Source organism: Pseudoalteromonas sp. BMB (assembly GCF_001709235.1).
In the GTDB taxonomy this organism is placed as follows: domain Bacteria; phylum Pseudomonadota; class Gammaproteobacteria; order Enterobacterales; family Alteromonadaceae; genus Pseudoalteromonas; species Pseudoalteromonas maricaloris.
The window spans coordinates 32,912-45,462 of the sequence record NZ_MBQA01000158.1 but is presented as its reverse complement, the minus strand read 5'-3'; the positions used below and the strand labels follow the sequence as shown (position 1 = coordinate 45,462).

Below are 12,551 nucleotides of genomic sequence, written 5' to 3'. Positions count from 1 at the left end.
TTAGTTGTTAGCCAGTTATCACGTCATACCGACTTTGCCTACCAATTGCGCTTCTGGGTAGGTTTCAATGGTTTCGGCTTCGCCACGGTGATCGCTGGCTAACTTTTCATAAAGCAGCGGTAAGACAATCAAAGTGAAGAAAGTACCAATGAGCATGCCTGCGACTAAGATAATACCTATGCTGTTGCGCGCTTCTGCGCCTGCACCGGTTACCAATACCAAGGGGAAGTGACCAAGCACGGTTGCACCTGTGGTCATCAGTATGGGTCTCAGTCGTGTGGCCGCAGCCCCTTTTACCGCCTCAAATTTCGATTTACCTTCAAGCTGTAAATGGTTCGCAAATTCAACAATCAAGATGCCATTTTTGGCTATTAAACCGATAAGCGTAATTAGGCCGATTTGGCTGTAAATGTTGACGGTCGTGAGTGATAAAAACGGTAGCATCAATGCACCTGCGAGTGCCAGCGGTGCGCAGCCGAGTAGTACCACGAGCGGATCTCTAAAGCTGTTGAACTGGATCGTCAGTAAGAAAAACACCACTATCATGGCAAACAAAAGTACGCCAACCATGGTATTGCCTTCTTTTCTTAGCTGTCTTGATTCGCCAGCGTAGTCAATTGAGTAGTGACTAGGTAAAACGTCTGCTGCAATTTCCTCTACCTGTGTGAGCGCTTGCTCTTTGGTAATGTGTGGTAGTGTGCCTGCTAATATTCTAAACGAGTTTTGCTGGTTGAATGAGCCAAGCACTCTAGGGCTTGTAAAGGTGCGCAAGGTAGCAAACGCTGAAATCGGAATAAGATCGCCAGCATCGGTTCTTACTTGCATATTAAGAATGTTCTCAGGATTGTACCTTTCGCCATCGCCGACAATGGGAATGACGCGGTAGGCTTTACCTTCTTTGTTGAAGTAGTTGGCAAAATTATTCGACATATAAATACTAAGTTGCTCGTTTACCGACGACAAACTGAGACCTAAGTCTGCAACCAGCTCTCGGTCGATTTCAAGCTCGGCTTGCGGCAGGTCGATTTTTAGGTCGGTATTGACGAACATAAAGCTGCCACTGGCGGTGGCGCGTTGAATAATCTCATCGGCGTACTGCTTCATCGCGGTTGGGTCGTCACTGGCACGGAATACTACTTCAACGTCAAACTGTCCTGCGGTAGGAAGCGATGCTGGTAGAATAGGGAATAAACTTAGTCCAGTCACGCTGCCTAACCGGCCGTATAGATCGTATAGTAAGTCGTGTACTGAATTTTCTCGCTCATCAAATGGTGCAAGCTCTACACCACCAAAACCTGCTGCCGCCGTAATAATCTGCCAAGTAAACTCAGCGCCTTCAGTGGCGTTCATGACTTCGGCTGTGTCATTCATTTTCGCTGAAGTATAAGCTTGAGAAGACTCAGGTGGTGCTTCCACTACGACTTGGATACTGCTTTGATCTTCGATGGGCGCTAGCTCTTTTTGTGATAACAGGTAAAACGGCACCGACAATAAAGAGAACACGATAGCGACAAAAAAGACCTGTGGACGCCACTTAAACAAGGTATCGAGTGCTCGAAAGTAGAACGCTTGTAATCGATCAAAATAGCCATTGACCTTTTGCGTTAATTTACCTTCTTTACCGCCTTCGGGATTAACGTAAGCACTCATGATGGGCGATAAGGTAATAGCAACTAGTCCAGAAATTAATACCGCAATGGCTAGGGTGAACGCGAACTCTCGGAATAAGAACCCCGTTAAACCTGTTAAAAATCCGATTGGCGCGTAGACCGCTGCAAGGGTCAGCGTCATGGCAATTATTGGGACGAGTAATTGACGTGAACTGATAAGCGCGGCTTGTAATCTGGGTTTGCCTTCGCGCATATGACGCGCAACGTTTTCAACCACCACGATGGCATCATCCACCACTAAACCAACAGAAAGCACGATAGCCAAAATGGTCAGTAGGTTGAGTGAAAAGCCCATTGCTGAGATCACCGCGATTGCGCCTAAAATAGAGATAGGAATGGTAACCAGCGGCACCATGGCGGTTCTAAACGAGCCCATCATCGCGAGTACAACAATCCCCACAAGTAGGACGGTTTCCCCAAGCGTGGTGAAGATTTCTTTTATGGAATCACGCATATAAAGCGTGCCATCGTAGCCAATTCTTAAATGCATGCCGTCGGGTAAGATGGTATTTATCTCATCAATCTTTTTATACAGGGCATCACCAATATCGATTTCATTGGCACCTGGTAATGCCCACACCGCTAAGAATACCGTATCGTGGTCATCAAGGCGTGCGGTTACCATGCCTTCGGCCTCACCAAGTTCTACCGTGGCGATGTTACCAAGCTTGAGTTGCGTGCCATCGATTTCTTTTACCACTAGGTTGTTAAAATCTGCTACCGTTTTTAACGAGGTATTGGCCATCAGATCGATGCGCTGTCTGTTATTTTCACTGTAACCTAAGGTGGCAATGGTATTGTTTGCTTGTAGCGCGGCAAATACATCGCTAGCACTTACGCCATAAATAGCGAGCTTTTCGGTATCGAGCCAAATTCGCATTGCTGGATCGCGGCCACCTTCCAGTGTCACTTTTTGTACACCGGGAATATCAGACATAGAAGGGACAACATTTCGGATCAAATAATCGCTCACGTTATTACGTGGCAGACCTTGAGATTCTACATCGAGATAGAATACCGCATATGGGCTGTCGGCACGTACGATTTGAATGGCTGGATCTTCCGCTCCGCTGGGTAACTCAAACTTAATCTGGTTTAATCGGGTAGTCAGCTCAGCCAAGGCATCGGTGGTACTATGATTAAGTTCAAGCCAAGCGGTGACTTTGCTAAGTCCCGAGGTAGTTATTGAGTCTACATAGTCGACACCCGGAACGGTAGAGGCCACTCGCTCGATGGGCTCGGTAACATAGCCTTTTACAACGTCTGCGGCAGCGCCCGTATAGACAGTGTTGATCACCAGTGAGGCACTTTCTATTTTTGGATATTGCTGCACCGATATATCTCGGGCGGCATTAAAACCTGCTAGTACAATAAGCAATGACACCACGATCGCCAGTACCGGCCGGTTAACAAAAATATCCATGATAGACGGCTTATTTTCGTGTAATGCGCTCATTACTGGCCTCCGTTATTGCCATCAACAGCGGCAACCTGATCGGTATAAACCAGTAAGTTTTCTTGTAGCTTAAATGCGCCTTCAGCAGCAATAAATTCACCACCGCTAAGGCCTGATAGCACAAGTTGCTGATCGTTGACCTTATCGCCTAATGTGATTTTTACCGGTTTTGCCCGCCAATTTTGGCTGTCGTCCTTTTCAAGTACATAAACAAACTCGCCAAAGTGATTGCGCGTAATTGCATTGGTTGGTACAACTGCGGCGCTCACGACCTCGGTTGGTACATTGACTAACACCATTTGGTTGTGGCTGAGTGTGCCATTGCTGTTTTGTAGCTCAGCGCGATAACTTTGTTGACGCGATGCGACATCGACCATTGGCATTTTGGCTGATACGCGAGCAGGCACTTGGCCGCTGGTATTAGAAATTGCCACGCTAACGTCTTCGCCTATGTTAGGTTGTGCTAAGGTTTGTGGAATTTTGAAATCCACCCAAATGCTGTCGTCTAACCCAACCAAGAAAGTGATTTCGCTATTGGCATCAAGTAATTGACCAACCTGATATTGTTCTAACCCCGTTTGACCCGGGTAAGGTGCACGAATGGTTTTTTTCTCGATTAATGTGGTTAGTCGTTTTACGTCTGCCTGATTAATTGCAACTTCAGCCTCGGCTTTGTCTACCTCATCTGGGCTGATCCGTTTTTGTTCTAGTAATTTGGCAACCCGTTGATAGGTTGATTTAGCAAGCTTTACTCGAGCTTTAGCCGCTAATAGATTTGCCTCATCAATGCTGCTATCTAGGCGCAGTAATACTTGGTTCGCTGCTACTTGCTCACCGGGCTGAAAACCGACGTAAGTGATAAGACCTGGATACTCGTTACTAATGGTGACGGTGCGCTTGGCATGGAGCTGACCTACAACCTTAACCGATTTAATATGCTCAGTGGTTGATACATACGTGCTTTTGACCGAAGCCGAGGGTTCTGGGAAAGATTCCCCAAAGGCGATTGCCGCTTGGATTTGTGTAAACTTCACAAAACCAAGGCTGGTAATAACGATGAGAATGAGGACAACGGCCATAAGCCAACGTTTGATGTTCATTGTGATTTCCTTAAGTTAACGAAGCTCGAGCGCTTGCAATTCTTTCTCTATGCGTACCAGCGAATCTTGAGTGATAGGCTGTTGCCATGGATAGCTGTTAAGTAGCCTCACTGTACTGCGAATAACAGGGTCATTAAGCTCAAGTGGTGCGAGCAATGAAGCCGTGCCCTCAACAATTTGCTTAGTTTGTTGCAAGCGCAGTACTTGCTCATATCCTACGGTAAGCGCCCATCCGGTGATGATGATTTCTTCTATCATGTCGTGTAGATCTGGTGTAGCTTGCAACTCACCTGCTTCAATGCCATCAATCAGCGCCTGTTTAAACACGTTTTCACAACCACCACAGGATTCGATAATTTTATTGGTCCAAAACTCAGAAGCCCTTTTGATCACCGCCTCATTGGTGGAGTAGGACTGTAATTCATAATCAAAAGAGAAGCGTTTAAGCTTTTGTGGCGAGATAAGACACACCGCGAGCATGCGTTCTGGCGTGCTAAGAGGTAAGGACAACACTTGCTTAAAAACACTGGATGTATGGGTAAAAGACTCATAGGCCAGCGCCATTACTAGGTCTTCTTTGGTCTGCACAAATTTATAGATTGAGCCCATAGACAACCCTGCAAGCAAAGAGACTTTTGCCATTGTAAAGTCAGTGACTGAAGACTCATTAATGCATTGTTCCGCAGCGTTTAAAATCATGCGTTGCTGGGTTTCTTTATCATATTTAGGTGCCGGTGCCATTGTTTCCCCTTAGAGTTTGAACCTTATTCGAATGGTATTCGAATAAGGTTCAATTATAGAGAGCAATTTTAAAAGTGCAATAAGTAAACAGAGATTGGTTTTCAAAATAGGAATTTTGTGTGTAGATAGGTTCTGAAGGAAGACTCAGCACGGCGCGTCATTGTTATAGCGACGTGCTAATAGTTTAGTGGTTTAAAATCCAGCTTTTAACGGGCTTTAACCACTCGTCTCTCGGGAGATAAAAAGCGCCGTGTTCCTTACCGGTTGAAATCGAAATCTCTGAAAAGCTTTTGAGGTTTGCAGAGCGTGCTTTCACAAAATCGCAAGAACCCACTTGATCTGAGGTTTCGTAAACGGACAACACCTTGCCATAGAGTTGAATCTCGGTTTTACTTTTGATAAGTCCAGCGCAGCCTGCTAGTACCACGTAGTGAATGGCATCATTTTTTAATGCATCACTTGCCATTATCGTTAACGCGCCACCGCGAGAAAACCCCACGAGTGTAATGTTGCTGGCGCTGACGCCCGCGTCCAGTAATTTGTGAACCTTGCTAACCAAGGTTTTTGTATACGCGTCTGGTGCGACGCCTTTAGGGCGGTGCTCAGCAATTAGCGTATAGGCATCATCACTTAAAGCTTGTTTGATGGCTGGAAAGTCATATTTCCCCCAGCGCTTATGAATAGGTGTTTCATTATCACCTTCAACGATATAGCCATGAGAGTAAAAAACATATTTGGCAGATGGATTAATCTGCTCAGGTATATCTGGGAAAACTGCTTTTGCAGAGGCGATTGATGCCACGCAAGCGGCAAAGGAGGCGCATACAGCGCGTAGTAAAGGATTCATTTTTTGAGTCTTTTTAGTTGATGTAGCGAGATGGTAGCCAAGCTTTGATAAAAGAAGCAAGCGTAGCGCGACCATCGTTGGGTATTGAGGTGAAGGTCAAATAAAGTATGCAGATATTTCTATAGTAGGTACACTAACTAGCGAAACAGGTAATAGGGTAAATCGAATGAGTAGATTACAGTTTTTGAAAGTAAATAGTGATGTAGCAGATGACATGCTCAAGTTAAAAGTGCGTGACTCACAACAACATCTAATTGCATCAAACGCCGAGTGGATCATTGAGGATAGCTTTAATGAAGATAGCGTGTGTTTTGGTATGTACGATGATGACTTGCCTGTTGGTATGATTGCGCTTATTGATCCTCGCTTGGTTGGGGATGACAATGGGCACTTTCAGGCACAACACTTATACATATGGCGTTTGATGATTGATGAAGCGTCACAATCTAAAGGCTATGGTAAAGCCGCGATGTGTTTTGCCAAACAGTATGCTGAGTTAATAGGGTTAGTTGGTTTGTCGCTTACAACCATGGATACAGAGGCCGAAAACGCGTTAAATTTTTATCAAGCACTAGGTTTTATTCCGACAGGAAGAAGGCTTGATGGCGAAATTGAGCTCATCTACACACAGAAGTAATTACGCTTCAGGCTTACGCCATTGCCAGCTCGCTCTTATCACCCATCCAGCGCCAGATAATCGGGTCAACAATATCGCTGTGGTTTTTTAGCACGGTAAAAGCGAGGCTTCTCACTTGCGGTAATAAATGTTTATCACGGCTAAGATCGGCAATTTTTAGCTCTGCCAATCCAGTTTGTTTTGTACCAAGCACTTCACCCGGGCCGCGGATTTCAAGGTCGCGCTCGGCGATGACAAAGCCGTCGTTACTTTCTCTAAGCACTCCTAAACGCTTTTGCGCAGTGACCGACAGTGGCGCATGGTAAAGTAGTAAGCAATGTGATGCGATTTGTCCGCGACCAACACGGCCGCGCAATTGGTGAAGTTGTGCAAGGCCCAAGCGCTCAGGGTTTTCAATGATGATAAGGCTAGCGTTGGGTACATCCACGCCCACTTCAATCACGGTTGTGGCAACCAGCACATGGGTATGACCTTGTTTAAACTCGTCCATGATGGCCTGTTTTTCTTGGGCTTTCATGCGGCCGTGCACCAGCGCAATATTAAGTTCTGGCAAGGCTTCGGCAAGTGCTTTTGCGGTGTCTTCTGCGGCTTGGCATTGTAACGCCTCCGACTCATCTATCAGCGTACATACCCAGTAAACTTGGCGCTTATCTTCAACACAGGCCTTTTGTACTTTTTTGATCACTTCATTGCGTCTGGTGTCTGGCACGGCGACAGTTGTGATTGGTGTTCTGCCCGGTGGTAGCTCGTCGATAATTGAGGTTTCAAGATCTGCATAGGCCGTCATTGCCAAGGTTCTCGGGATTGGGGTTGCGGTCATCACCAGCTGATGCGGATAGCAATCGCCAAACTTACCCTTTTCTCTCAGCGCTAGGCGCTGATGCACACCAAAACGATGTTGCTCGTCGATAATGATAAGCGCAAGGTTAGAAAACTGTACTTGCTCTTGGAATAAAGCATGGGTGCCGACCACCATCTGTGCTTGCCCTGAAGCAATACGCTCAAGCGCATGAGTGCGTTCCTTGCCTTTGGTTTTACCACCCAGCCATACGGTTTCTATGCCCATAGGTTCAAACCAATTAAGGAAGTTGATGCCGTGTTGCTCGGATAGGATCTCAGTGGGTGCCATCAGTGCTACTTGGTAACCCTGCGCGATAGCCGTTAACGCACTAAGCGCTGCCACAAGCGTTTTTCCTGAGCCAACATCCCCTTGCACCAATCGCATCATGGGGTAGGGATGTTGTAAGTCGCCTTTGATCTCTGCCACTACTCGGCTTTGGGCATTGGTGGGGGCAAATGGCAAGGCCGACAAAAATTGGGCTTCAAGTGGATTGGTGGGCGGTAGTGCAACCGCTTTTACCGCTTGGCCTTTTTGCCTAAGCTTAAGCAAGCTGAGGTTTTGCGCCAATAACTCTTCAAACGCCAATCGTGCCTGTGCAGGATGTTGCCCAAGCTCTAATTGCGCTAAATCCACTTCCTGTGGTGGACGGTGCAGTAATAACAGCGCTTCTTTTACGCTTTGCTGCGATGGCCGATATTGAGCTGGCAAATAGTCTGGTACATCATATTTGCGCAGTAACTCAACGGCTTGATCGGCAATTGCCCGAATGCTCAGTTGCTTCAACCCTTCGGTAGTAGGATAAACTGGGGTAAGCGTCGCAAGACTCGGATCGCTTGGTGCAGAGCGTGTCTCTTTGATGCTGTATTCTGGATGCGCCATTTCAAAGCCATAATGACCGCGGCGAACCTCACCAAAACAGCGGATCACTTTGCCCGCTTGCATGGCATTTTTTTGTGCTGCATTAAAGTTGAAAAAGCGCAGCGCGATCCGCCCCGTCCCATCATTAACATAACACACCAACATGCGGCGTTTGCCTTGCGTGATTTCGCTGCGTTCAATCTCGGCTTCAATACTGACATGGCTATGCGCTTGCAGCTCGCAGATAGGATAGGTGCGTGCACGGTCTTCATAGCGTAGCGGAAGGTGAAATAACATGTCTTGCACCGATTGAATGCCAAGTTTGGCCAAACGCTCGGCCGCTTTTGGGCCTACGCCTTTTAATTCGGTGATTGGATAAGTGGCCAAATTTGGTGTCGACATGCTAATCCTCTAGCGCGATCCGCGTTATTTATTTCTTCTGCGTAAACTTAAGAATGTCCCAAAAAGCCTCATCTGCAACGATTTCACCGTGCTCATCAAGTGCCGGGTAAGGTAGCCCTTTTTCGCGACAGCGGGTTGCAATGATTGGATGACATCCTTCAAATAGTAACTTATGTTTTACCACAGGATCCATCATATCTGTACGTTTGTACAGTCCTGCTGCATCTCTTTGGCGCTGCGCTTCGTATAAAATAAGCGCTGCAGCAACAGACACATTGAGTGATTGCACCATACCTTGCATTGGGATCACGATGTGCTGATCCGCATGCTCAAGTGCGCGCTCTGAGATCCCTAAACGCTCTTGCCCGACAATAATAGCGGTAGGTTTGGTGTAATCAATTTCACGAAAATCAACGGCGCTATCGCTAAGATTTGTAGCTAATAATTGTACACCTGGGTTTTGTTCACGAATTGTCGCAACAGCTTGGTCGATATGCTCATGCATATGGGTTTCAACCCAATTTTTGCTGCCGCCAGAGGTATTGTTTGTTAACCGTCTTTGATCTTGTGGCCATACCGCGTGTACGTGGTGGCAGCCAACCGCATCTGCGGTACGCACAATTGCTGACAGATTATGGTGCTTATGTACTTCATCTAGGCACACTGTGAGGTCGGTTTGGCGTCTATCTAATACGCTTTTTACACGATGGAATCTATTCTCAGCCATCTACTTACTACTCTAATCAAAAAATTCCCGCGATTATAACAAAAAAGAAGCTAGGGCATAACGGTGCGCTGAATTGGGTTTTGCAGTGAGATTAGTGTTTCGGTTGACTGGATCGACTCAATGGTTTGCACTTTATTGATAAGCACATCCTGAAGATGGTCGATGGAGCGCGCCATCACTTTGATAAAAATGCTGTAGTTGCCAGTGGTGTAGTAGGCCTCGACAACTTCTTCAAATTCTTTTAAACGTGCAATGGCTCCCGGGTAGTCGCCGGCGTGTTTTAAGTTTATTCCGATAAAACAGCAGACATCATAACCAAGCCGTTTAGCATTAATGCTTACTTGAGTCCCTTCAATGATCCCCGCTTGCTTCATTTTTTCGACCCGAACATGGATGGTACCGGCGCTAACAGCAAATCTTTTTGCTAATTCCGCGTAGGGCGTTCGTGCATTTTCTTTTAAAGCATGAAGGATGGATCTATCCAGATTGTCGATCTCATAATTTTCCATGTAAATATCCATTAACAATTATTGTTTATATAAAATTTATAGCATATTTTTGATGAAAATAATTATGTAAAGGTGTTTTTGTTGATGGTTATTGATGTTTGTGTCGGTTTCTTTAAATATAGACTCAACAAAACGACAAATTCGGGAATGAGGACCTAACCATGTTGAGCAAGTATCAAGAGACACAAAAACAGATAGCACGAGTAAAACAAGTATTTTCAGCACAGCTAACCGAGCAATTGGGTTTAGTTGAAGTACAAGCACCTATTTTGGCGCGTTTGGGCGACGGTATTCAAGACAACTTAAGTGGCCACGAGCAGGCGGTACAGGTAAAAGTGAAAACGCTACCGGATGCGCAGTTTGAGGTAGTGCATTCACTTGCTAAGTGGAAACGTAAAACACTAGGCGATTATGGTTTTGCTAAAGGCGAAGGCCTCTATACGCACATGAAAGCGCTACGCCCTGACGAAGATAAGCTATCGCCAATCCATTCTGTCTATGTGGATCAGTGGGACTGGGAAAAGGTGATTTGCGAAAACAGTGAGCGTTCGCTGGCAAAACTAAAAGAAACGGTAGAAACCCTTTATCGCTCAATTAAAGCAACGGAAAAAGTGGTTGAGGATGAGTTTGGCATTGCGGCATTCCTCCCAGAGAAAATTACCTTTGTGCACAGCGAAGAGTTACGCACTATGTATCCAGATTTCACAGCCAAGCAACGTGAAAAAGCGATTGCCCAAGAGTATGGCGCGGTATTTTTAATTGGCATTGGTGGTAAGCTTGGGGACGGTAAGATTCATGACGTTCGCGCGCCGGATTACGACGACTGGTCAACGCCAACATGCGACAAATACCAAGGTCTTAATGGCGATATTTTGGTTTGGAACCCGGTGCTAGAAGACGCTTTTGAAATCTCGTCAATGGGCATTCGGGTTTGTCCTGACTCACTTGCAAGACAGCTTAAATTAACCGATGACGAAGCACGCTTGGGCTTAGATTGGCACCAACAGTTAGTTGCGGGTGAATTACCACAAACCATAGGAGGTGGTATTGGCCAATCGCGTTTAGTGATGTTGCTGTTGCAAAAGCAGCACATTGGTCAGGTACAAGTTGGGGTATGGCCTGAAGAAGTACGTAGCAGCGTAGCCGATTTGCTTTAAACAGATCGCGAGGGTGAACTCGCTCCTACGGTGTGAATGCCTTAGTAGGCGCCGCTGTACACGGCAAAATAACATTCTGTTTTAGAGGAATAAATTTAGCACAGTGATAGGTTTCTGGGTTACTCACAACGCTGAATTTATTCCTCGACTTTTCCTTATTCTCATCCCTAGTGTATTCTTATACGTTACTCGGTATAATGCCCGCTTTTAGCTCTGCGGCAGACTTGAGTAAACCAATACCACTCGGCCGGTACTTATTGTTGAGAATGACTATGACATCACCTACACGCGGTAATCTGTTTATCCTTTCTGCGCCTTCTGGTGCGGGTAAATCAAGTTTAATCAAAGCGTTATTGGAAAAGCACGACGATATTAAAGTGTCGGTGTCTCACACTACACGTACTCCTCGTCCAGGCGAAGAAAACGGCGTACATTACCATTTTGTCTCGGTTGATGAATTTAAGCAGCTGATCGATAAAGGCGATTTCTTTGAGTGGGCGCAAGTATTCGAAAATTACTACGGCACTTCAAAACAAGCGATAGAAGATCAGCTTGCCGCTGGTATTGATGTGTTTTTAGATATCGATTGGCAGGGTGCGCGTCAGGTGCGTGAGTTGATGCCTGAAGTAAAGACTATCTTTATTTTACCTCCTTCAACTGCGGAGCTAGAAAAGCGCTTAAATGGTCGTGGTCAAGACTCTCAAGAAGTAATTGCAGGTCGCATGGCTGAAGCGAAATCAGAAAGCTCACACTATAACGAGTTTGACTATATTCTTGTCAATGATGACTTTGAGCAAACACGCGGTGAACTTGAACATATTGTTATTGCCGCAAGACTTGAACAACAAGCACAGTCTATCCGTCATCAAGCGCTTATCGCCGACTTGCTAAAATAATTACTTTTAAACCTGAGGTTTGGATAAGAAATGGCTAACTTATTGTATTTAAAATCGGCCTAATTCATATCCTTGTTTAGCCAGAGAGTTTTAGGGGGAACAAGGCGAATTTACGTACCAATAGCGGGCTATTGGAAGTGAATTCAACGCAGTTAGCGCTAAAACTGGCTGCTAGCAAGGCATTAATTATCCACAGCTCAGGTTTTTTAACCATCAATACTTGGCGAAAGGCTAGACATACAGTAAACTAGCCTTTTGCATAATGAACTGAATTTGGAGTGCTTCGATGGCTCGCGTAACTGTAGAAGATGCAGTAGATAAAATTGGTAACCGCTTTGACTTGATTTTAGTAGCAGCGCGTCGCGCTCGCCAAATTTCTGTAGGCGGTAAAGATCCTATGGTTGATGCTGAAAACGACAAGCCAACCGTAATCGCGCTACGTGAAATTGAGCAAGGTTTTGTAACCACTGACTCGCTTGATATTATCGACCGTGAAGAGCAGCAACACCAAGAAGCTGCAGAGCTTGCTGCAGTAGCTGCAATCGTTGGTGGCAATCGCTAATCCAACCACTGTCTAGATTCAATAATGCCAGCTTTTTTGCTGGCATTATTGTTTTATAGCAATTGAAATTAAGCAAATTGGTATAAATCGCCAGCACATTACACAACGCGTAACGCCTTTAATTTCCTAACAAGTAGCATAAATTGTT

At 45.7% G+C, this 12,551-nt stretch carries 11 protein-coding genes; 4 read left to right on the top strand and 7 right to left on the bottom strand.

What is annotated here, in order from left to right:
- Nucleotides 1–18: 18 nt before the first annotated feature.
- The 4 genes from BB427_RS10035 to BB427_RS10020 all read right to left on the bottom strand — a co-directional run bounded on the left by BB427_RS10035 (nucleotide 19) and on the right by BB427_RS10020 (nucleotide 5,814).
- On the bottom strand, nucleotides 19–3,126 hold the full coding sequence (locus tag BB427_RS10035; RefSeq protein ID WP_069020581.1) for an efflux RND transporter permease subunit: 3,108 nt from the start codon (nucleotides 3,124–3,126) through the stop codon (nucleotides 19–21).
- A complete protein-coding gene (locus tag BB427_RS10030; protein WP_069020580.1) occupies nucleotides 3,126–4,226 on the bottom strand; it encodes an efflux RND transporter periplasmic adaptor subunit in 1,101 nt (366 codons plus the stop codon). Before BB427_RS10030 ends, BB427_RS10035 begins: the two co-directional genes overlap by 1 nt.
- A 15-nt stretch (nucleotides 4,227–4,241) precedes the next feature.
- The gene (locus BB427_RS10025; protein ID WP_010605871.1) at nucleotides 4,242–4,967 is read right to left on the bottom strand and encodes a TetR/AcrR family transcriptional regulator; all 726 of its coding nucleotides are present in this window, start codon (nucleotides 4,965–4,967) and stop codon (nucleotides 4,242–4,244) included.
- Between the two features lie 184 nt (nucleotides 4,968–5,151).
- Nucleotides 5,152–5,814 carry an alpha/beta hydrolase gene (locus BB427_RS10020; protein ID WP_045988002.1) on the bottom strand — a complete coding sequence of 221 codons (663 nt, stop codon included), beginning with the start codon at nucleotides 5,812–5,814 and terminating at the stop codon, nucleotides 5,152–5,154.
- Between the two features lie 166 nt (nucleotides 5,815–5,980).
- On the opposite strand from BB427_RS10020, the gene BB427_RS10015 reads away from it, so the two are divergent.
- Complete coding sequence (locus tag BB427_RS10015; protein WP_069020579.1) at nucleotides 5,981–6,451, top strand: GNAT family N-acetyltransferase; 471 nt, start codon at nucleotides 5,981–5,983, stop codon at nucleotides 6,449–6,451.
- A 13-nt stretch (nucleotides 6,452–6,464) separates the two neighbouring features.
- Here BB427_RS10015 and recG read toward each other — a convergent pair whose 3' ends face one another.
- From recG to asnC, 3 genes are read right to left on the bottom strand one after another with little or no spacing between them, the layout of a single operon-like run.
- The gene (gene recG / locus BB427_RS10010; RefSeq protein ID WP_069020578.1) at nucleotides 6,465–8,552 is read right to left on the bottom strand and encodes an ATP-dependent DNA helicase RecG; all 2,088 of its coding nucleotides are present in this window, start codon (nucleotides 8,550–8,552) and stop codon (nucleotides 6,465–6,467) included.
- 28 nt (nucleotides 8,553–8,580) lie between these two features.
- Nucleotides 8,581–9,279, bottom strand: a complete 699-nt coding sequence (trmH, locus tag BB427_RS10005; protein ID WP_069020577.1) for a tRNA (guanosine(18)-2'-O)-methyltransferase TrmH — start codon at nucleotides 9,277–9,279, stop codon at nucleotides 8,581–8,583.
- A gap of 50 nt (nucleotides 9,280–9,329) precedes the next feature.
- Nucleotides 9,330–9,788 (bottom strand): transcriptional regulator AsnC, encoded by a 459-nt coding sequence (gene asnC, locus BB427_RS10000; RefSeq protein ID WP_010374296.1) that lies wholly within the window; start codon nucleotides 9,786–9,788, stop codon nucleotides 9,330–9,332.
- Between the two features lie 161 nt (nucleotides 9,789–9,949).
- Here asnC and asnA point away from each other — a divergent pair, with 161 nt between their 5' ends.
- The 3 genes from asnA (at nucleotide 9,950) to rpoZ (ending at nucleotide 12,403) form a co-directional block, all read left to right on the top strand.
- Complete coding sequence (gene asnA / locus BB427_RS09995) at nucleotides 9,950–10,945, top strand: aspartate--ammonia ligase (protein ID WP_069020576.1); 996 nt, start codon at nucleotides 9,950–9,952, stop codon at nucleotides 10,943–10,945.
- Nucleotides 10,946–11,217: 272 nt separating this feature from the next.
- On the top strand, nucleotides 11,218–11,841 hold the full coding sequence (gmk, locus tag BB427_RS09990) for a guanylate kinase (protein ID WP_039492818.1): 624 nt from the start codon (nucleotides 11,218–11,220) through the stop codon (nucleotides 11,839–11,841).
- Between the two features lie 286 nt (nucleotides 11,842–12,127).
- A complete protein-coding gene (rpoZ, locus tag BB427_RS09985) occupies nucleotides 12,128–12,403 on the top strand; it encodes a DNA-directed RNA polymerase subunit omega (RefSeq protein WP_010374289.1) in 276 nt (91 codons plus the stop codon).
- Nucleotides 12,404–12,551: the final 148 nt, after the last annotated feature.